Here is a 22,186-nt window from a genome sequence, read left to right on the forward strand (position 1 = left end):
CATGTACGTTAGATCGAATAAATCAACGGCAATCATAATTGTCCGTAAGTCATCATTCCGCCGGACTTAATCATATAACTTCCATCTGAGTTTACGACGACGGCTTTAATAGTTTTACCATTTACAACTGCACCGGTGTAGTAATCAACACCGTCGACCCACACACCACCTTGATCATCCGGACCATTTGGATGAACAGTTGTATCAGCAGTGGAATCGCCTTCGTCCGGCGTCACGCTACCATTGTCGGGTGTTATATCGGCAGTATCAGGAACAATATCATCGGGTTTTGTGTTATCACCAGAATCGGAGTTGCTTGCAGACGTTTCGGTAATAACCCCAAAGTTGTTTAAGCGACCTTCTGTAGTGACTTTAGCACTAACGATCTTACCGGTCGTATCATTGGTAATACCGTTATAACCCTGAATATAAACATCGCCTTCACTGCTGATTTCACCAGAGTTAGACACCGCACTGCTGCTGAGGTTAACGGCTTTTTCACCTTTGATAGTACCGAGGTTCATAAAGGTTGCCTGACCCATATCAACATTAGCAATGTTTCCAGCAGAAATTACGCCATAGTTGTCAGAAGTAGTGCGATTATTATTCATGGCCAGCAGGTTGACATCGTGTGCAGCAGTGATATCACCGGCATTGTGCATACCACTCATCAAATTAATGCTGGCATCATGACCCGCATTAATCTTTGAACCCGCATCAGTATTTAAATAGGAAATCCATGCAGTAATATCATTACCTGCAGTAATACTACCCTGCCCGGTATTATTTAAATTAGTACCGTTGATGTTGATATCACCCAGGCTGGTGATTGAACCACTATTAGTCAAATCGCTAACGGACAAATCCATTTGCGCAGCAGTGATCTTGCCTGAGTTGGTAAAGTTGCTGCCATTTTTCTGCAGATTTAGATGGTTACCCGCTTCAATAGAACCGCTATTCGTCGCGGGTTGTGTACGGGAGCCCTTGCTTATTTGCAGAGATATATCATGACCGGCTTTCATAACGCCACCATTCTTGAAGGTGTCAGTTACTGTCATATCCATGTTACGCCCGGCGATCAGCGAACTGTCCGCATCGGAAATATAATTTTGGTCATACATGAAAATGTCATTACCTGCGTTAATAACGCCGGCTGAGTTATCCAGATTACCGTTGAAGGACATATTGCCTTCGCCGGTAATGCTGCCGTCACGGTTAGTCAGCGTGTTATTGCCCATCAGCATCAGGTCGCTGTTTTGACCTTTTACAGTAATGCGACCGTTATCATTTTTCAGGTCATTAGCGCTAATCATGCTTGAGGTATAAGCATTGTTACTTCCGGCAGTGATGTCACCATGGCTATTGGTTAAGATAGTCGTGTTGATATTTAATGAACCGTCAGTTGTGATGGAACCAAAGTCATTGTTCAGGCTGGCGGAATCAATCGAGATATCGCCTTTAGCGGTGATATGACCTTCTTTATTAATAATACCGTCAGAGCCATACGGATGATTATTATTGCCATTCGTACCACGGTTAATATAAACAGAACCGCCGCTGGTCAGATTACCGCTGGTGTTGTCCAGCAGGTCAGTCATCACCGAAGCACTGCGCACACCATTGATAGTACCCTGGCTATTATTTACTGAACTACGACCATAAACGCTGACATCACCGCCATCAATTTTACCGTTGCTGTTATCAACAGCATTCTGGGCAGAGACTGAAACCATACCCGCAGAGCTAATCTTACCGCCATGGTTAATCACGTCTTTTGTGGTTTGCAACGACACGCTATTTTGAGCCTGAATATTGCCGCCGTTATTAATGATTAAGCCCTGGGAATCAATCATCAGAGAATCGGACGCGGTCAGATCAGCATGATCAATACGCACGCCAACACCGGACTCGGTTCCCTTCATGTAAATCTTGTTTGCATACATTGAGCCAAGAGAAGACACATCCAACGCCATTTCTGGCGCGCTGCCTGTGCCTGCAATGGTGTTTACACGACCATTCTTGTCAACATGGTTGCTGCCGGTGGTGATTGTCAGTTCGTTGGCTTTGAGTTGCGCATTCACTTTAACAGAACGGGCAATGATGTCGGTATATTGAGAAGAAGAGGTGTCCATCCCTTTACCGGTAATCACGATTTGTCCTTTTTTAACATCCAGCCCGGTTGTTTTTCCCTGAGCATCAACGGTTGCAACACCGGTAGTCAGGGTGGCGTGGTTAGTGTTAATAAAGCCGCAACCGTCGCAAGTAATCCCGGATGGGTTAGCAATAATAACTTGCGCAGACTTACCGGCAACTTCCACCATGCCATTTAACTGGCTTGGATCTGAAGAGCGGACTTCGTTCAAAATAACGGTAGCACTGCCGCCGGCCATATTAGCATTACCATCAATCTGGCCAGCCAGTTGGGTATTGATTGCGGTACCGCTGTTATTGAGAATTACGCCGTTAGCATCTACGTTAAATTCAGTGTAGATATTGTGAGATACGCCATCTGCACTGGCTTTGTTAATGTCAACTATTGTAGCGCCATTAGTATCGACGTGAACCGACGGTTGATTTGCTGATGAATTATCAGGAGTAATGGCGGCCTGAACCGGCATAACCATTCCTAATGCCATCATTGTAGCAAAGCATGCTGGTGCGAGTTTAGCGTGCAAAACTTTATTTTTACTTTTAGTTTGACGCATTTTTTTCGTATTCATAACTTTTCCTTGTAATTGCTAAAAATAACTTCAAAAAAACAAAAAACATTGCTAGCCACGTAATGACGCAGAGTTAATCAAGCCATTTCGACAGCAACGAGATTCTATTTTAAATAATTCAATTAAACCATATCAGATGCCAACTATTAGGAATAACCCTTCGGTTTTATTGATAACCACAAAAAATATAAACTCAGTCAATAATTACTATCAGCAATGATTTCCCAACAATTAATTAACCCCATCTCTGAGACAGCCCCCAATTTATTGAGTATCTTCTGCTTAATAGCATAGGCGGATTTATTTTGTATATTTAAAAACTTGCTGACAAATGAAATCGACTGATTTTCCATATAAAGAGAAATAAAATGGTGTTCATTTGGTTTGAGAATATTTCGCCTTAATGTCACCCCTTCTGCTTTTCGATAAGACGAAGGTTGATTAAGAAAGAAACGGGTCAGAGATACATTGATTTCATGAATGCTTGAATTATATAAAGCAAAACAAACCTGTCGAGAAATAACACCTGATAAAAACCTGATGAGTGAATCATGACAAAATATTATGATCATGTCAGCGTTAGATGACACTATAATTTCAAAATCAACCTTGCTTATCCATTTTTTTTCGAAAAAAAATATTTTATAAGTTGTCTCCCTGTATAAATTAATATTCATCGAAGCTATGATTTCATTCACCGCGACTCCGGCATAACTGTTATCACTGTATACAGTTGTCCCTTCCATTTACCCCACTAATTTAATAAGTGTATATGAGATGTTTTTTGATGCATCATTGTGAACGTGAATGACATATAAGTGTTATCTGGGATTGTATGTTATTGTTTCCATGATGACTGGCATTCACTGGTAAGTAAAATCCACTCCAACCGTTGAGCTAAATGTTCCTTTCCCCACATCACCTTTCGGAGAATACATTCGCGCCGATAACGGAAATGTAGCAGAGTGCGTGGATGATTTAACATCGACTTTCATCATGCTTCCATTGCCATAATTTGTCGTTCTTGCCGACATTTGAAGAGCAATATTTTTTGCAGAGCCATCGTTTTTGTACATAGTGGCTTCATTCTCATCGGGCACACCAGAGAATCTAGCAACAGCAGACTTCAGGTATACGGGGCAATTCTCCAAATCGAGATCGAAATCGACCCAATCCCCACCACTCCCCGCAGAAAAACTTCGGGCTTCCACTTTCGGTAATTCAACGAGTTTATTGATTGTGTCACTGTTAACGACACAGGGGGAGGCAATCACCTTCCCCTGGATATTAATTGCTGTGTCAGCCGCTGAGGCAGTTGTAGTGATAAATAATATTGCAAACACCACTGTCTTGTACCGTTCCATTTCAGCTTTCTCCATATTAATTAACGACAGCAACTCGTGGTTCTTTACTGATATTCGAAAGAGACCACAATCGTTGACGCAATATCGCCAGGGGTTACTGACCCCAGTTTTGATAATGCACGTGCAGCAAGTTTAAACGTGACATTTCCAGCGGTAACGGGTTCTGTCAGGGTTGCGTTATTTCCCAGGGGCACGGTTGGCGCATCCTGTTCCGTCAGTTCTACAGCGGTATTAACAGCTGGGCTGGCCGCCGTATTTTTCCACAATGAAGCCTCAGTATCGGCCGTACCGGTAAATGTAGCCTTAACATTTGTGGTGCTAGCCGGACAGCCAGTGAGGGGCAAATCAAACGCTTTCAATTCGGTCCCGGAACCCGCCTCGGCCAGACTATTAGCCTGAATGGTATCACCCAAGTTAACCGAAAGGGTGGCGGAGCTTCCGTTAACGGTGGTGCAAGGGGAAGCGATAACTTTGCCGGTTACATTGATCGTCACGTTATCCGCTGCAAAGGTGTTGAATACTATTAATGGCAGTACGATGGTAACAACTGCAGGGCGAAAAATACTGGTTAATTTCATGGGTACATCCTCTATATTTTAAATGATCAGTAACGAGTAAAAAATATTATTAAAAACGATGATAAAAACTGTTCATACACTCAATAATGTTAAATATATTTACTGTCTTAAAAGCAGCGTCATGAAAATCTGGATGAGTGAATTCGCTCTGATTTATACTGGTTTACAGATACTGTTTATTAAATAAATTTGCGAATCTGTCAGACGGACGTTTTTATTCACATTAAAATCGGCATGACATTTTTCATCAGCACTTTCACCCCATTGAATACTCAGTATACCTGTCTCATTAAGACCGGATAAATAGACCTGACCCGCTTCACCGACGATAAACCCTTGCGTATTTTCTGCACCACTAATTGTAGCCATAGCACCAAAAGGCACCGGGTGACCGTTATTAAGGGTTAGTGTCATCAAAATACGGCTACCTACATTTGCCTTATAGACAGCCCGCACAACGGCTCCACGTGTCGGCATGACCGTTTTAGCCGTGAGTTCAAGTTCTACATCATCCGGCAGCGTGGCGGTATCGAGTGCAATATCATTCTTTCTATAGGCCGATAAATTGCTGACAACGGTGTAGCCTCGGAAATCCGTCTTTACGCCAGTCTGATTCATAACACTGACGCCATTGGCACCCGGCGCATTCACCAGCGCGATGGTCTCGCCAAGCGGCTGACTTAATGTAATGCCTTCGGAATGGGCCAGAATGCCGCCGCTCAGTCCGAAGTTAGTACGCTGTGTATCGGTGTCGTAACTGTATCCACCGGTGACTTCGCCGTAAGTACCCCGATAATCCGCGTTGGCATTGCCGGTGTAACCCGCATTATCCGTTCCGTAACCCTGCTGTACGTTCCAGCTCAGAGCGTTTCCTTCCAGCGAAGTACCGCTGATCCCCATCGTGTGGGTCGTATTGCCCTGTTTACTATTATTAAGGCTGTAGTTCGCCCAGGTATTGCTCAGGAAACGATCCAACGGAATACTGATGTTCAGCGCTATCATCTGATCTTTGTCATAAATCTTGCCGCCACTGGTCCCGTTAGCATCAGAGTTTTTACTGTAGGTATAATTGATACCGTAGGAGATCCCATTCCATGAGTTGTTGTAACCCAGACTGAATGATTCCATGCTCTTATTGATATTCCAGTAATCCTCCCTGACGGCACTCCCGGTGATGGCTCCCAACTTTCCACCCAGGCTCTGGCTGATCGTCAACTCCGCACGGTTGCGACGACGGTTATCTAACGCGCTGCTATCTCCGTAAGAATCCAGAATCTCCTGCATGCCGTAATATCCGGCAGTTGAGTAACGGTAACCTGCGATAGAAAAATTGGTGCCCGTATCGGCAAAGTTTTTACTGTAACGGATGCGCCAGGACTGCCCACTGCTCTTTTGACCATCTTTTGGGGCGGATTCCGCCTGAATGACATCCGTCGAAATTGCGCCGATATCCCCCAAGTTCTTACCTACCCCCATCGCCAGAGACTGATATTTGCTGGATTGCTGCACACCGCCGTACAGGGTAAAACCGTGTGCTAAACCATAAATCGCCGTCCCTTGAACCAGCGGTGTTTTTTCCACGCTGCTGTTATATGAGCGATATTGACCCGCAGTCAGGCTGTATTTCAGGTGACCTTCACGCTGTAAAACCGGCACTGAAGCAAAGGGCACGATAAAATTTTGTTCACTGCCATCGGCTTCTTTCACGGTGACATTAAGGTCGCCTGATCCCCCTGTCGGAAACATATCTGTGATTTCAAACGCGCCGGGCGCGACATAGCTTTGGTAAATAACATAGCCATTCTGGCGGATCACGACCTGAGCATTGGTCCGGGCGATACCGCGAACGACAGGAGCGTATCCTTTCAGGCTGTCGGGCAACATGTCGTCATCCGACGCGATCTGACCGCCGCGAAAAGGGATGCTGTCAAACACATCTGACGGCGACGAACTGTCACCCAAGGTCATTTGGCTTTTCAGGGTCACAATATTGCGCTGAGCGTAGGTATAAACCGTTTCCCATTTATCTTGCCCGTTTGTATCGCGGTTCCAGGTCGTGTAATTTCGCACGCGCCAGGGTCCGACATTCAGACCTGGACGTAAATTCGCATATTGGCTGTTGCTGTTAGATCCACTTTTCTTACGCGCCCGGGTGCTGTCGCCAGAGAGGCTGTAATTTAATAACCCTGCTGTAATGCCTTCATCCCATAACTTAGGGGATACATAACCACGCGCCTCAGGTGACATAGCTGCCTGCGGAATGCTTAACACCAGCTTCTGTGAGCCAAATATGAACTGCGAACTTGCATCAGGAATCGATGCGAGCTGAATACACTCATCCTGACTGTCTATCTCCGGGAATAACTGTATTTTAACGCCATACGTTTGCAGTAATTCTGCACTCAAGCACGGTTTTAGTATTTCTTTACCATCAGGCTGTTTGACGTTTTTAAATTCTACTTCACGTGTATCCACCATTTGATCATTTATAATAATGTCAACACGATATTTTCCAGGTGCTTGCGAACCGGATTCAAAAGAAGATAAATCTGCGCCCTTCATTGACGGATTATCAACCTCTAAAAGAGCGGGGTTGAAATACTCATTAGAATAACTTGCTTGTGTAAAAAAACCTGATGTAACCAAGGCGACAAAACAAGCCAAATGGGTACGGTTAAATGTAAATTGCATTCAATTAACACTCCTGGAAGCACAAGCAATATAACAAAAAAATCAAAAATTAAATCGACGCTGCATGGGGTGTTCCTGTTCCGCCAAAATCGCTAATTATGATATAACTGACTTTCCCACTGCTCACGCCCGCCGGCAATGTGAATGAGGCTGACTGGCCGGGTGCCACATAGGTCACGTCCGTGAGGTTCTTGCCAGCAACTTTTATTTCATTAAAATTCATATAATAGGGAGTAGGATTAGTGACCAGTAATTTTGAACCCGCTGCTTTCCAGATTAATTTATCCGCAACCTCTTCGGGAGCATGGCCTTTCAATTTCACCGGCCGATAAATCAATTTAATTCTGGTTTTTACTGCAATCTGCAATGTGTTGTTTTTCTTTTCAGAAGAAGGGATTGATTTTACATTAAGCCAATACATTGATTCTTTATCTTCGGATAGATTACCTGCGCGTACGATGCGCATTACATTCTGTTGCCCTTGATCTAACCGGTAAAGAGGTGGTGTAATAATGAAAGGGGCTTTATCAGCACCACCGTTCGCGCCCTCTATCCATGATTGAATAAGATAAGGCACTGAATCCGGGTTATTGACGCTCAGTGAAGACTCCTTTTTGGATGCATCGTATATAACTCGAGTGCCGCCGATCACAACGCCTGCATATACAGAAGTTATACTGGAGGCAATGAGGATGCCTCCCAAAATAGTTTTTGGGAAAATGTTCATATTAACCTTTAAATTTAATGATACGGAGTGAAGTAATCATCCGTACCATTTTGTATTACACTAATTCAGAATCAGTTATAGTTGAGAGTAAACTGCGCCGTTGCGTTAGCAACACCGGAAACAACGGTTGCTTCTTTCTGAATATAACTGGCAACAAAAGGCAGAGTATTGGCACCTTCTGCCAAAGTATAACTGCTTGATGCTGTAAACAATGGAACAACTTTTTGTGCACTGTCTTTGATCTGGATGCCCACACCTGTCGCTGCAGTGCCCGTTTCCGGCGTATCCAGAGCCAGTACAGCATTATCTCCACTGTAGGTCGTGCCATCGAATTTCACGGTTGCGGTTTTTGCCGTAGCAGGACAATCTTTCACTTTGATGTCAAATTCCGTTGCAGAGGCCGTAGAGCCCACACCTGTAAAAGCGGTTTTTGCCACGGAACCCATTGCGACAGTCAGTTCATTTGTTGCGCCAATATCCATTGCACATGCCGTATCTGTTACGGAACCTGTAAAACTGATGGTTCCATCAGAAGCTGTAGCATTAACAGATGCGGCTGCTAATACGGACATTATAGTGACTGCCATTAATCCTTTCTTCATTTATATACTCCCTCTAGGTCTCATTTATTAAAAATTCACAACAAGGAAGGTGATTATTTTAAACGTGTCTATGCCTAAGCGTTCGGCATCTCAAAATAATGTCATCTTGTCGATGGGCAGCATTATCCAGATTATATTTTTTTACTCAATGTTTTTAGGTGTGTCAAATGACACAGGGTAAAAACAATTAAAAATCAATTAGTAACAACCAGATTCAGAGTGGGAGGTCTTATAAAAAACGTTAGTTTCGTGCACAGTCTGGACCTTAATAAGGCGTAATGAAGATCGTCCAAAATGACACAACATTAAAACATGAAAGATAGTATTTTTTGAGATATAGTCCATGACTACTTTGATCACACATTTACTTTGTAGCATTTAACGAGATACTCTATGAGACACGTAATAAAGTGCAAATTCAAACCCCATGAGAGCCAATATGCTTTTCTAGTATTGAATACCTTCGGAGAATTTATGACGTGGTATCTGGAACTCTATAAAACTGACCTTAATATTTTTTCAGAATTAGATATTCAGGAGTTGTTGTTTGAAGAGCGTCCTGACTTCTATCCATGTATTCCTCTCGTCAGTGGAGACCAGTTAGATATATGCTATCTGAGTCCTGATTTTTTCGATAAATAAGAAAATGAGAGCCTGGAGAATTATGCGGACACTGCGGCACTCATTTCTCTGCGTAGTGAGAGCTTTTTGCCAGGCATATGCTAAAATTAATATCATCATCCCATCTGGTCCTTGACGCATGTCTCTTTATAACTCAACAGAGTACCTTACACCCGAATTTACCAAGGCCGACGCCGTTCATATGCTCTTACTGATCGAACGTCTCTCACCCTTGTTGACGTTTGAAGATTTCCCCGTGGGCAAAAAGTTTTCCTTTACACCTCAGCATTGTCATGATTGCTACATAGTACTCACAGGGGCAATATCCCTGACCCGGAATCCTAATGATGTACTCATTGAGCTTGTCGAGGCACCGACATTAAGGGGTATTATTCCCTTACTGCATTCTTCACAATCCAGTTATACTCTCACTGTTATTGCACCTGCTCAGATTGCTATTTTGAAGCTCGACAGATTCTACGCCCTACTCACTGACCTGAATTTATGGGAAGCTTTTGCCCGACATTTACAAGTGATGGCCAGTCGGGGAGCTGATATGCTTTCTAAGCTGATCTTACCTACTGTTTATGATCTGGTTCGTACACAGTTGTATGAACTGATGGATAAAAACGAAGATATCCGTGAAAGTATCTCAGCTGAAAAGTATATCAGAAGTAAGACCTGTGTTTCGCGAAGCGCTGTTATGCGCATCCTTTCTGATTTGAGAACTGGAGGGTATATTGTTATTGAGAACGGGGTGTTAAAAACAATAAACAATATTCCAAAGGGATATTAATCCCCCCTCCCCGTTTGCAACCGTATGAATGGCTATCATTCCTTTAGCAGCTTTACACATTTTTGACTCGGCATAGCGACTGTATGTAGTGCTATCAAGGCGACTGGCAATAGTCGATATGCACTGGTCGCGACCTGTAATCTGACTGACCGCCTCAAATTTGAACTCTGAAAAGTCACGTTTATCGCTCATAGTACTTCTATTTTGAGTCATCTTAGATCACTTTGAGGTGTCGGTTAAACCTGTGGTGATTCATTTTCAAGCATATACGTCCGTTAAAGCACTGGGAGTTAAACTTGCAATACGATATAAAAAGTCAACCATCTGCAAATGAAAAGTCTTATTGTGTCATATTATGGCGATAGATGTTTTATTTTTACTGTCCCATATGAGACAACATAAATCATTGAGCAAGATAAAAAAAGGGGTAATAATGAACCTGATTTCTTCGATGTAAATTACTGACAGGGTGCTGAAAATAGAGAGTAACATTGCATTGTCCAATACTATTATGTGTAATCTAAATAAACAACTACTCAAGACGAGTATGTTTTATGACCTGTCTGTAATTCAATTCATCAGGAGAAATTATTAAATGAAATTATTTTTGCTATTCTTATTGTTTTTTAATTTTAATTGCTTCGCTAAATGTAGCTCACCAGGTGGTGATCATACATTTAGTTTTGGTAAAGTTATTGTACAAAGAGATGCTCCCGTCGGAACAAAAATAGCCCAAACTGACATTCCATTTCCGGGATATGTAAGCGGCGACAGCACTACCGACCTCTGTTACTTACATGGCATAATGTTATACTTAGGTGCTAGCGAAAGCGATATAAAAGGTGTATTTAAAACAAATCTCGACGGCGTCGGAATAGAGTTATATATGGCGACAAATAATGGAGGTGGCGATATGACGCCATATCCAGGTACCCCAATGGGAGGATTTCCAGGTGGTGGAGCTTATGGACTCTATTACAATTATTTCAGTCTGATAAAAATAGGGAAGATAACTTCAGGATCGCTTAGCGCCGGGCTCGCGGGTAAAGTAACAATGGACCATCAAGGTGAAGAGAATATCGGTGAGGTTCTTACTATCAGCTTACTGGGGGATACAACAGTTACCGCTCTGGCATGTTCTATTGATACTCCAAGTCTGACATTTCAAATCCCAGATGTCAGTGCAAACGAATTCAGCTCTACCATCGGTTTTTCACCGGCACAGAAAAAAACAATGGATCTTAAGCTAACTTGTGATTTAGGGGCAAATATCAATGTTGTTTTAAATGGCACACAGAATCCAGATACGTCTGATACGAGTGTACTGGCGATCGATGGTCAAAGTGGTGATTCTCATACTGAGGGTGCTGCAGATGGCATAGGTGTTCAACTACTTTATAATGATAAGCCTCTTAAGATAAATGAAAACATCGTATTAAAAAAATCGGATAGTGAGAGTGAAAGCTTCCCGATAACAGCCCGTTACTATCAGACGAAAAACCTTGTCAAACCCGGTTTAATTAACTCAACTTCAACTTTAACATTGACTTATCAGTAGCCAATTATTCTGATTATGGCAGGATCACCTAGGGTGCGGGTCATAGGCAAAGTGTAGTCGCCAGCTTTCACATTCATTCGGCATTTCATTCCCAGTCGGTGATGTCGACGCTTCAGATTATAAATAACTGTCGGTATAATCGATATTATCTGCAATAACTGGGTTTCGGTTTTTCACAGCAACTATTTATGAATATGCCGTGACGTTAACTGTGTTATATGCAGCAGCAACTTTTACTTATTTTATCATCACCTCCCAACGGCTAATGATATAGCCGTAAAAAGCCTTTTTTGATTCCGACAGGCATTTCAGTGGTTTCTGTTATTTCTAAACGAATTAATTATTTGGCGGGTGTTTACTTCATCTCCCTGGGATTTAATGTTTTAACGCTCATAGCCGTTGTCGCGTTGTTATTTACGCCACCAAAAACTGAAACTGTTTCAACATCCTGATATCCGACATATAAAAAACCCAGCTCCGCCTTCCGGCAGAACAGGGTTTTCAGCAACCGTTGCCCGTTAAATCAGATTACATCTGGATCAGATGTTTGATTTTCACGTCCGGATTGGTGTCGGCGGCGTAATCGACGCCGTTCAGGCCGAAGCCGAACAGGCGCATGAATTCGCTTTTGTAGCCTGCGAAATCCGTCAGTTCAGCGATGTTATCGTTGGTGACTTCGTTCCACAGTTTACCCACTTCACCCTGCACTTCTGGCGTGATTTCTTTCAGATCAGCACGCAGACGACCTTCGTTGTCCAGATGCGGAGAAGCGCCGTACAGGCTCTCTTTGTACAAGCCGTAAACCTGCTCAATACAACCTTCGTGGGTGCCTTGCTCTTTCATCACTTTGAACAACAGAGAAAGGTACAGCGGCATGACAGGAATGGCTGAACTCGCCTGAGTCACAACGGCTTTCAGAACGGAAACGCGTGCGTCGCCATGCTGTTCTGACAGTGAACTGCGGATATCCAGAACACGTTTGTCCAGATCCTTTTTCGCTTCGCCGATAGAACCGTTCCAGTAGATGTCCTGCGTCACTTCTTCACCCAAATAGGTGAACGCGGTGGTTTTCGCGCCATCAGCCAGCACACCGGCCGCTTTCAGGTCTTCAATCCACATCTGCCAGTCTTCGCCACCCATGACCGCAACTGTCCCGGCGATTTCTTCCGGCGTTGCAGGTTCGAGCGTGGTTTCGTTAATGGTTTCTTTATCGGTGTTAATACCACGGATGGTGACTTGCTTACCGATAGGTTTCAGGGTGGAGTTGAACACTTCACCGGTTTTCGGATGGGTACGACGTGGCGCAGCCAGGCTGTAAACCACCAGATCAACCTGCCCCAGATCCTGTTTAATCAGTTCGATGGTTTTCTGTTTTACTTCATCAGAAAACGCGTCGCCATTGATGCTTTTCGCATACAGGCCTTTTGCTTCAGCGAATTCTTCGAATGCGGCAGAGTTGTACCAGCCCGCAGTGGCAGTTTTTGACTCATCGCCCGGACGTTCGAAGAAGATGCCCAGCGTGGCAGCGTCAGAACCGAAAGCAGCAGAGATGCGGGCAGCGAGGCCGTAACCGGTGGAAGCACCGATCACCAGGACTTTTTTCGGGCCGCCGTCGATTTTACCCTGTGCGGTCACGTAATCGATTTGTTCTTTAACGTTCGCCTTGCAACCTTCCGGATGGGCAGTGACACAGATAAAGCCACGGATGCGTGGTTTGATAATCATATAGACCTCATTGTTGCAACTGTCTCAGTAAATTGGTCGATAGAATATAGGTTTGCGCCGTTTCAGGCAAAACCTGCTGCTTTTTCCCATCGTAAACAGACTTCTCTTAAGCAAAAACAGGTTCAATTTTACCCGAATGGATAAAAAACGAACCGAAAATCCTCTGTGAGCAAGTGTAATCCAGTTCCCGCCGCGCTCCTGCACGCGGGTCAGTATTTTCCGAAATTTCAACATCTGGTGCGCGGCAAACCATTCATTTTCCCTTTTTCCTACCAATATCCTCAACATGCGTTACGTTTAATAGTTGTGTGATCTGCATCACACTCCATAACGACAATAATGAAATACAGGGAGCACTTGTGACTGACAAACTCAAAGACGGAATGGAAGGCGAGGCGAAGAAAACGCCACAACCGACCGAACCGCTGGTAAAAGTAATCGCGTTCATCGCCACCCTCGGTGGTTTGCTTTTTGGCTACGACACCGGGGTGATCGCCGGCGCGCTGCTGTTTATGAAGCACGACCTTCACCTGACTTCGGTGACCACCGGGATGGTCACCAGCTTTCTGATACTGGGTTCCGCCATTGGAGCCATCTGCGCCGGGCGTGTTGCTGACCGGTTTGGCCGCAAGAAAATCATCCTCGCAATGGCGCTGATTTTCATGCTCGGTTCGCTGGGTTGTGCGCTGGCACCAAACGTCGTGCTGATGATTATCTTCCGCTTCATTCTCGGGCTGGCCGTCGGCGGCGCAGCGGCGATTGTGCCGATTTACATCGCCGAAATTGTGCCGTCTAACCGTCGCTGGCAGTTTGTGACCTTGCAGGAACTGATGATTGTTTCCGGCCAGCTGATTGCATACACCAGTAATGCGGCGATTAACGAAGTCTGGGGCGGCGAAACGACGTGGCGCTGGATGCTCGGCGTGGCGTGTGTTCCGGCTGTAATTTTGTGGGTCGGCATGTTATTCCTGCCTGACACACCGCGCTGGTACGCCATGCACGGCCGCTACCGCGAGGCGCGCGACGTGCTGGAGCGCACCCGTAAAGCGGGCAAGGTCGAGAAAGAACTGAGTGAAATCCGCAGCTCCATGAGTTCTAAAAGCGAGAAACACTCACGCCGCCAGAAGACCATCTCAGTATGGATGAAGCGGCTGGTGGCGCTGGGGATCGGGGTCGCGATGCTCCAGCAACTGTCGGGCGTGAACACGATAATGTTCTACGCGCCGACAATGTTACAGGCCACCGGGCTGAGCACCAATGCGTCGCTGATGGCGACCATCGCGAACGGCGTGATTTCGGTGATCATGACGTTCGTCGGGATCATGCTGCTGAGCCGTTTCGGGCGGCGTCCGCTATTACTGACCGGGCAAATTGGTTGCACCTGTACGCTGCTTGCCATCGGGCTGGTGACCTGGCTGATGCCGGAAACGGTCAACGGCCACCCTGATGCAGTGCGCAGTTATCTGGTGCTCGGCGGGATGCTGATTTTCCTGTGCTTCCAGCAGGGCGCGCTGTCGCCGGTCACCTGGTTGTTGCTGTCGGAAATGTTCCCGATGCGCATCCGCGGTATGGCGAACGGCGTCTCGGTATTTGCCATGCAGATGACAAACTTCTCCATCGCATTTATGTTCCCGATCATGCTGGAAAGCATCGGGCTGACCTGGTCCTTCTTCACGTTCGCCGTCATCGGCGTGGCGGGCGGGATATTCGCGGTGATTTTCGCCCCGGAAACGCAGGGCAAAACGCTGGAACAGATCGAGAAACACTTCAAAAAGCATTTACAGGATGACCCTGCGCCAGAGCAGTCAGGCGTTTAAGCCGTTTTGCCGGTGCAGGGACGCACCTTTTGCTCAGACCTTACGCATATTGAAACGGTGCTTCCGGCATACCGGGCACTGTTTTTCATCTGCTGACCATGCCGTAAACGGGCGGCGGCAGGTCGTACAGTCCGCGCCCGTTGTTTCGAAAACTTCTGAAACCGCCGCCGTCTCTTTTTCCACGCCGATCGCTTTTTCAAAGCAAAGCGTTTCGCAATTGCTGCAACCCGTGCATTTTTCCACGTTCAGCGTAAAAGACGTGTTGCTGATGTGAATCGCTGATTCGGGGCAAACACGAGCACAACCGCCGCACAGCGAACACTTTTCACGATCCAGCGTGAGGCGATATTCGGTGACCAGCGGGAAGCTGGCGCGGCGCGCCCTGCCTCCCGGCGTGACGTGACCGGTCTGGCGGGAATCGTCTTTAATGCGCAGCCAGTGACGGCGCAATCCCTGATGAGTCCCTTCAGAAGGCGGCTGTAGATTCCACAGCGGTTCACCGGTTTTTTTCAGCCAGATATTCAGCGCGGCAACCGCCATCAGCCAGCCGGAATGCGAACCGGCCTCCATTTCGACGGCGCGTATTTGGTATTGCGCGTGCCACATCAGCAGTTCGTTAACTGACGGCGCGCTCAGGCTCAGCGGCACCGTCAGACAGCCGTCGCGGTAAGCACGTTCCGGCGGCGTAATACCTTCAATAGCGCCAGCAGGACAGGCAAAAAGACAGGCCCCGCAGGCCGTACAGCCTGCGGTTTCTATTTCAATCTTTCGCTTGCTTACCTTTATGACGCCCGTGCCGCAGGCGTCCACGCAGGCCTGACAAGGATGGCCGGGAAGCGGGTTGCGAACGCAGGCCCGTCCGGCACCGGCTTCGGGCGGACGGGCATTGAGCGAAAACAGTTTCATTAATGAATGCTGAAGAAGTTAAAGCGCAGCAGCACTTCGGCGATAAGGATTGACACCGCGCCCGCCAGCAACCGCAGGCGGCTGAATCGCTGCGTGCGCAGACATAATGCCGTCACGCACACGCCTGCAATCAGTAACGCCCAGGCCACAAAACGCATTACGGCCATCTGCCCGTAAGCGGTAAGGGGCTGATGCGGGAACGTCATGACATCCGTACCGCCCAAGCTGGCCAGATAACTGCCGTACACCGGCTGAACCAGCAAACGCAGAACCGTCACCGCGATCAGCATGCCAATCAACATCACAGCCAGTCTGTGTAACGTCCCCCAGGCCAGCAACGGACGCTCCGTCAGTATCCACAATCCGCTGACCGCACCGAGGGTCAGCGCAGTGCCACCAAACATCACGTAAGTGTTGAAGTGCATCCACGTCACAACGGAAGCGTGAACGTAAATCGCGCTCATGCAGAAGATATCCACCGCGCCAGTCGCGACGGCAATCACCATTAACAGCGCGATCACCCGTTTGGTCAGAAGCGCAATCAGCGTCGCCAGCCCGAGCGCCGCCAGATACGCACTGGCAAAGACGATTTCACGGCTCAGCCACGAACTGCTGATATGACTCAGCGCATGAAACGCATTCAGCGGATACCCGAGATGCGCCGTGGACGCGATAAGCCCGAGCGCACCGGCGATAAAGGCCGTTAGCATGGCGGGCAGCGCAAGACGATGCTTTTCTCGGGCGCTCAGTTTGTCCGCGCCGGAAATCAGAATAAGCGTGGTGAACAGCGTGATGCCGACAGAACTCTGGATCAGCAGAGTAAAAATAATGAGTGGCCATTCCTGCATGATTACTTACCTTCCTTTTCTGCGCCCTGATGCGGTTTGATGACCAGATTTGGCTGAGTGAGTCCGGATTCCGGCAACCCCTGAACGTCGGACAGGTTGCCGTATTTGGCGCGTAACTCATCAATAGGCCCGAATTTGATCGCGCCCAGCGGACAGGTCGCGACGCAAACCGGTTGTTCGCCGGCGGTTTGCAGATCGACGCAAAAATCGCATTTCGACATCTGGCCTGTTTCCTGATTTAGCTGCGGCGCGCCGTACGGACACGACCACGCGCAATAGCCACAACCGACACATTTGTCGGTATTGACGCGCACAATCCCGTCGCCCGGACGTTTGTGCATGGCGGTGGTCGGGCAGTTTTTGGTGCAGATCGGGTCTTTGCAGTGGTTGCAGGAAATAGACAGCGTGTAGGCGTAGACGTTGTTGAAAACACCGCCCTGCCCGGTGGATACAAATCCGCCACCTTTGACTTCGTAAATACGGCGGAAACGGCGGCCCACTTCCAGATTGTTTTTATCTTTGCAGGCAACCTGACAGGCTTTGCAGCCCGAACAGCGGGAAGAGTCGATAAAGAAACCCAGCTGGCGGTCACTGACCGGCGCGTAATCTATAAATTTGCTCATGCTTTCACAACCTCCACCAGCATGGTTTGATGAGAATTCCCTTTCGCCAGCGCCGTTATGCGCGCCGAACTGAGTACATTGGCGCAACCACCACGGTCGACACCGTTTTCATCCGGCTGCCACCATGCGCCCGCCTGTAAAGCCACCACGCCGGGCATGATGCGTTGCGTCACTTCCGCCGGGATCAGCGTCACGCCGCGATCGTTGTGAATGCGCACGCTGTCGCCCTGCGCAATGCCGCGCTGCGTGGCATCAGCCGGGTTGATCCACAGCTTTTGCTCCTGAACTTCTTTCAGCCACGGGTTGGCATACTGCGTGGAGTTCGCGCGGTTTTTACCTTTCCAGGTGATCAGCTGCAACGGGAACCGGGCGGAAAGTTCGTCTTCCGGGCCTTCGTGCGCCGGCACGTAATGCGACAAGGCCGGGATTTCCGGATGCTGCATGTCGTAAAGACGCTTTGAGAAAATCTCAATTTTGCCGGAAGGCGTCGGGAAAGGATTGTTTTGCGGGTCGCGGATATTCGCTTCAAATGCGATATGCGGTTTGTCTTTGAAAAGATAACGTCGGGTGATCAGCAACTCGTCAAAGGTCGGCAGTTTCTCCTCCGGCATTGATTGGCGGGTTTTCTCCCAGATGCTGACGATCCAGTCCTTTTCCGTACGTCCGAGGCTGAACTCTTTTTCAACGCCCAGTTTGGCCGCAACTTCGCGTAACCAGTCGTAGTCAGAACGGCTTTCAAACTGCGGCTCGATCAGTTTTTCAGAAAGCATCAGATAACTGCCGGTTCCCCACGACTCGCCGATATTCCAGCGCTCCATAAAACTGGTTTCCGGCAGCAACAGATCGGCATATTTCGCGCTGGGCGTGAGGAACAGATCGCTGGCCACAATAAATTCAATTTTGGATTCATCTTCGAGAACCTTAACGGCCTGATGGATATCCGGATTCTGGTTCGCCAGATAATTTCCCGCCAGCGAAAACAGGATGCGGATATTGCTCTCCAGTTTATCCCCGCCGGTCAGTCCGTCCGCAGGGGTGATTTTGCTGGCGTCATCCGCCGCCTGTACCCAGTTCATCACCGAGATTTTCTTCGTTACCGGATTATCCGGCATTTCCACGCCAGCGGTGAATTTGCGGCTGCTGTCACCGCCATAGCCACCCGCCCAGCCGCCCTTAACGCCGACATTTCCGGTGATCGTCGCCAGTAATGTCGAACCGCGCGCAGTGCGTTCGCCGCAGTTGTGACGTTGTGGCCCCCAGCCCTGGATCAGCGCCGCCGGTTTGGTGGTGGCGTAATCACGCGCCAGCTGGCGGATAGTTTGTGCAGGCACATGCGTGATTTTTTCCGCCCATTCCGGCGTCTTTTTCACGCCGTCTTTTGCGCCAATGAGGTATGCCACCAGCGATTCATTGGCCGGAACGCCTTCCGGCATCGAGCTTTCGTCAAAGCCCAGGGTGTAACGTTCCACAAACGCTTTATCGTGCAGGTTCTCCGTGATGATGACGTACATCATCGCGTCCATCAGCGCATTGTCGGTAGAAGGCCGCAGCGGGACCCACTGATCCGCCAGCGAAGTCGCCGTGTCCGAATAGCGCGGGTCCACCACGATAAATCGGGTGCCGCTCTGCTTCATTTTCTGAAAATAGTGATTGGTATGCCCGAAAATGGTTTCGTTCGGGTTATGCCCCCACAAGATCACCAGCGGCGTGTCCGCCAGCGTATCCAGCGTGTTGCCGCTGGCTGCCGCGCCATAGGTGTAAGGCGTCGCCGCTGCCGTATTGCCCATGCTCACCGAGTGATAAGAATTGAGGTAGCCACCGGTCTGGTTCAGCAACCGGCGCACCATCGTATCGCCGGAGAACGGGCCTCCGCTGACCGCCGTGCCAACGTGAACATAGCGCGATTCCGGGCCGTATTTTGCCGTAATGCGTTTGAGATTATCCGCAATCAGCACCGTGGCTTCGTCCCAGCTGATCCTCTCGAATTTACCTTCGCCACGCCTTCCGACGCGCTTCATCGGGTATTTCAGCCGGTCAGGGTGATAGACAAATTTCCGGTAACTGCGCCCGCGGACGCAGGCGCGCATGATGGGCATTTCCGGGTCGAGATCGGCATCCGGACGTGTAGAAATGCGGGTCACAACCCCTTCCTGCAAATGGGCACGGATATCGCATTTACCGCCGCAGTCGAACGTACTGCAAGTCGGCACGATTATTTCTGGTGAGGGGGACAGTTCCTGAGTAGTTACGGCGATTTGCTCCGCCGCGTGCGAAAATTTAAAACCTATCAGAGGAAGTGCGGCCACCACGCCGCTGAGTTTGACAAAATCCCGGCGGTTAACGCCTGAGGAATTTTTACAATCTTCATTATTTTTCATAACATTAGCTCGCAAAAGGAAAAATCATCGCACGCTTGAGTCAAATTTTTCCTTGTGTGATATCAACGCGCGCGCACGTGGCCTCTCCTTTCGAGGTATTAACGCTTTATTTTTTAATTTCATAAGGTTATCTATTGATTTCAATTATGTATCGCACATAACTCATCACCCAAAATAGGTATGAAATCCCGGCTCATTTCTGGTCATCACATTTGATGCATCATGTTGTATAATCAGCGTCCATGAATTCTTCCTTAATCCGGGTGCCCGCACTCTATTGCTACGGTGAACTTTGAATTATCCCATCAGCTCGATTAACCACGCCTATCTGGGCAGCAGCGTCTACGCCACCTTGCGTGAAGCCCTGATTACCGGCCGCCTGAAACCCAATGACCGCCTGCGCATCCGCGAACTCGCGGAACAGGTCGGCACCAGTGTGACACCGGTGCGTGATGCGATTTTGCAGCTGGCAAAAGAGCAGGCGCTGGAAATGCGCACACCGAAAGATATTCGTGTTCCTCAGCTGGATGAACAGCAGTATCAGGAAATCCGCACGTTGCGTTTAGATCTCGAGGGTCTCGGGGCGGAAAAAGCGGCGCAGACAGTCACCGAGTATGAGTTACAGCGCATCGCACAGAACATTGAAAACAACCGTAAAGCTATCAGCAGTGAAGATTTGCCGGAGGCGCTGCGCCTCAACAGTGAATTTCATCTGATGCTGGCCGAAAGCGCGCGCATGCCGCTGCTGAGTAATTTCATTGACAGTTTATGGATGCGCACCGGCCCGCTGATTGCCCAGGCTTACGCACATTTTTCCGAGCGGATGGCGATCGAACATCACGAAGAAATCTTGCGCGCACTGCGCAAAGGCGACAGCGCGACAGCCAGAAAAGCCATTCAGGAAGACATTCTCGACGGCAGCCAGAAGATGGTCGAATTCCTGGCCGCCAGCCGGGAGAAGTGATTTTCAGGCAGGAATATCCGCCAGTACGCCCGACAATGTTTCCAGTAACAGCGTGGCGTGTTCGGGTTGAAAGACCATCGGCGGGCGGATTTTCAGGACGTTCGCTGCGGGGCCGGTGGCGCTGATCAGGATCTGTTTGTGCCGCATCTGGTTAACGACAAACGCCGCCAGCTCAGGCGCGGGCGTGTTGCGCTGATCGCTCACCAGTTCCACGCCGATAAACAGACCGTCACCGCGCACATCGCCGATTACTGGATAACGCGCTGCCAGTTTCAACAGCCCTTCCCGCAGAATTTCCCCCGTCCGTTGCGCGTTTTGTTGCAGTTCTTCACGGCGTAAAACCTGCAATACCGCATGCGCCGCACGGCAGGAAACCGGATTGCCGCCGAAGGTGTTGAAATAACGCTGACGGCGGCCAAATTCCGCAAACAGTTCCGGCCTGCCGACCAGCCCGGCGACGGGATGACCATTGCCCATCGGTTTGCCCAGACTCACCAGATCCGGCATCACGCCGTAACGGGCAAAGCCCCAGCGCTGACTGCCGGTGCGGCCAAAACCGGGCTGCACTTCGTCGGCGATAAATAACCCGCCCGCCGCGCGAACCCGCGCCACCGCGCGCTGCATTTCTGCCGGTTTAGGGCTGAAAACGCCATCGCTGGAAAAAATGGTATCCAGCAGCAGCGCTGCCGGTTCTACACCAGCCTGTTTCATGTCTTCCAGCGCCCGTTCCACGCCCGCGACGAAAGCGCCCTGATGGCGGAAGGTGTCCGGCGCATCAATCAGCCAGACATTTTTACCCTGCTCAAAACCGTCGCCGAGCGAAGGTGAAAGCTCTGCCAGCGCGCTGGTGACGCCATGATATGCCCAGCGCGTTACCAGAACACCCTTCCCGCCGGTGATTTGCCGCGCCACGCGCAGCGCCAGATCGTTGGCTTCGCTGCCGGTGCAGGTCATGGTGAGATTGCGCAGTTCCGGCGGAAACTCTGTCAGAAAATCTTCAGCAAACTCTACTATGGCGTCATTAAGATACCGCGTGTGCGTGTTGAGCTGCGCCGCCTGCGCGGCAATCGCTTCGACAACGGCCGGATGGCAATGCCCCACGGACGCTACGTTGTTGTAAGCATCCAGATAGCGACGCCCTTCGCTGTCATACAGCCAGACGCCTTCGCCGCGCACGACGTGCAGCGGTTCCTGATAAAACAGACGATAACCGCCGCCCAGCCACTGCTGGCGACCTTCCAGAACCTGTTGCTGAGTCAGCATTTTTG

The 22,186-nt window shown here is 48.6% G+C and carries 17 protein-coding genes; 4 read left to right on the forward strand and 13 right to left on the reverse strand.

Translation table 11 applies throughout. The features are described 5' to 3' along the window. Positions 1-32: 32 nt before the first annotated feature. From ACLBVC_RS03545 to ACLBVC_RS03575, 7 genes are all read right to left on the reverse strand, one after another. Entirely contained in the window at positions 33-2,720 is a 2,688-nt protein-coding gene (locus ACLBVC_RS03545) for a two-partner secretion domain-containing protein (RefSeq protein WP_410148131.1), read from the reverse strand. Between the two features lie 197 nt (positions 2,721-2,917). Next, the gene (locus ACLBVC_RS03550) at positions 2,918-3,466 is read right to left on the reverse strand and encodes a hypothetical protein (protein ID WP_410148132.1); all 549 of its coding nucleotides are present in this window, start codon (positions 3,464-3,466) and stop codon (positions 2,918-2,920) included. A gap of 117 nt (positions 3,467-3,583) precedes the next feature. Further along, positions 3,584-4,117: a fimbrial protein gene (locus ACLBVC_RS03555; RefSeq protein ID WP_410148134.1), complete on the reverse strand. Its 534-nt coding sequence runs from the start codon at positions 4,115-4,117 to the stop codon at positions 3,584-3,586. Positions 4,118-4,128: 11 nt separating this feature from the next. Next, the gene (locus ACLBVC_RS03560) at positions 4,129-4,662 is read right to left on the reverse strand and encodes a fimbrial protein (protein ID WP_410148136.1); all 534 of its coding nucleotides are present in this window, start codon (positions 4,660-4,662) and stop codon (positions 4,129-4,131) included. A 153-nt stretch (positions 4,663-4,815) separates the two neighbouring features. Continuing rightward, positions 4,816-7,353 (reverse strand): fimbria/pilus outer membrane usher protein, encoded by a 2,538-nt coding sequence (locus ACLBVC_RS03565; protein ID WP_410148137.1) that lies wholly within the window; start codon positions 7,351-7,353, stop codon positions 4,816-4,818. A gap of 49 nt (positions 7,354-7,402) precedes the next feature. After that, the gene (locus ACLBVC_RS03570) at positions 7,403-8,080 is read right to left on the reverse strand and encodes a fimbrial biogenesis chaperone (protein WP_410148138.1); all 678 of its coding nucleotides are present in this window, start codon (positions 8,078-8,080) and stop codon (positions 7,403-7,405) included. A 71-nt stretch (positions 8,081-8,151) separates the two neighbouring features. Then, positions 8,152-8,682 (reverse strand): fimbrial protein, encoded by a 531-nt coding sequence (locus ACLBVC_RS03575; protein WP_410148139.1) that lies wholly within the window; start codon positions 8,680-8,682, stop codon positions 8,152-8,154. 760 nt (positions 8,683-9,442) lie between these two features. On the opposite strand from ACLBVC_RS03575, the gene ACLBVC_RS03580 reads away from it, so the two are divergent. Beyond that, a complete protein-coding gene (locus ACLBVC_RS03580) occupies positions 9,443-10,099 on the forward strand; it encodes a winged helix-turn-helix transcriptional regulator (RefSeq protein ID WP_410148141.1) in 657 nt (218 codons plus the stop codon). 595 nt (positions 10,100-10,694) lie between these two features. Beyond that, the gene (locus ACLBVC_RS03585) at positions 10,695-11,657 is read left to right on the forward strand and encodes a fimbrial protein (RefSeq protein ID WP_410148143.1); all 963 of its coding nucleotides are present in this window, start codon (positions 10,695-10,697) and stop codon (positions 11,655-11,657) included. A gap of 528 nt (positions 11,658-12,185) precedes the next feature. On the opposite strand, the gene fabV is transcribed toward ACLBVC_RS03585, so the two are convergent. Beyond that, positions 12,186-13,382: an enoyl-ACP reductase FabV gene (gene fabV, locus ACLBVC_RS03590; RefSeq protein WP_410148144.1), complete on the reverse strand. Its 1,197-nt coding sequence runs from the start codon at positions 13,380-13,382 to the stop codon at positions 12,186-12,188. A gap of 359 nt (positions 13,383-13,741) precedes the next feature. On the opposite strand from fabV, the gene ACLBVC_RS03595 reads away from it, so the two are divergent. Next, positions 13,742-15,199 carry a sugar porter family MFS transporter gene (locus ACLBVC_RS03595; RefSeq protein ID WP_410148145.1) on the forward strand — a complete coding sequence of 486 codons (1,458 nt, stop codon included), beginning with the start codon at positions 13,742-13,744 and terminating at the stop codon, positions 15,197-15,199. Positions 15,200-15,232: 33 nt separating this feature from the next. Here ACLBVC_RS03595 and ACLBVC_RS03600 read toward each other — a convergent pair whose 3' ends face one another. Genes ACLBVC_RS03600 through ACLBVC_RS03615 form a run of 4 tightly spaced genes read right to left on the reverse strand, consistent with a single transcriptional unit; the run spans position 15,233 to position 19,954 of the window. After that, positions 15,233-16,105: a 4Fe-4S binding protein gene (locus ACLBVC_RS03600; RefSeq protein ID WP_410148146.1), complete on the reverse strand. Its 873-nt coding sequence runs from the start codon at positions 16,103-16,105 to the stop codon at positions 15,233-15,235. Continuing rightward, positions 16,105-16,953 (reverse strand): dimethyl sulfoxide reductase anchor subunit family protein, encoded by an 849-nt coding sequence (locus ACLBVC_RS03605; RefSeq protein ID WP_410148148.1) that lies wholly within the window; start codon positions 16,951-16,953, stop codon positions 16,105-16,107. The genes ACLBVC_RS03600 and ACLBVC_RS03605 overlap by 1 nt, the downstream gene beginning before the upstream one ends. Positions 16,954-16,955: 2 nt before the next feature. Beyond that, complete coding sequence (locus ACLBVC_RS03610; RefSeq protein WP_410148150.1) at positions 16,956-17,576, reverse strand: DMSO/selenate family reductase complex B subunit; 621 nt, start codon at positions 17,574-17,576, stop codon at positions 16,956-16,958. After that, a complete protein-coding gene (locus ACLBVC_RS03615; RefSeq protein WP_410148152.1) occupies positions 17,573-19,954 on the reverse strand; it encodes a DMSO/selenate family reductase complex A subunit in 2,382 nt (793 codons plus the stop codon). The genes ACLBVC_RS03610 and ACLBVC_RS03615 overlap by 4 nt, the downstream gene beginning before the upstream one ends. Before the next feature lie 292 nt (positions 19,955-20,246). Here ACLBVC_RS03615 and ACLBVC_RS03620 point away from each other — a divergent pair, with 292 nt between their 5' ends. Beyond that, complete coding sequence (locus tag ACLBVC_RS03620; protein ID WP_410148154.1) at positions 20,247-20,918, forward strand: GntR family transcriptional regulator; 672 nt, start codon at positions 20,247-20,249, stop codon at positions 20,916-20,918. Between the two features lie 3 nt (positions 20,919-20,921). Here ACLBVC_RS03620 and ACLBVC_RS03625 read toward each other — a convergent pair whose 3' ends face one another. Continuing rightward, positions 20,922-22,181, reverse strand: coding sequence for an aspartate aminotransferase family protein (locus ACLBVC_RS03625; RefSeq protein WP_410148156.1), 1,260 nt, complete (start codon positions 22,179-22,181; stop codon positions 20,922-20,924). Positions 22,182-22,186: the final 5 nt, after the last annotated feature.

It is taken from the genome of Rahnella selenatireducens (assembly GCF_046449555.1).
GTDB lineage: Bacteria > Pseudomonadota > Gammaproteobacteria > Enterobacterales > Enterobacteriaceae > Rahnella > Rahnella selenatireducens.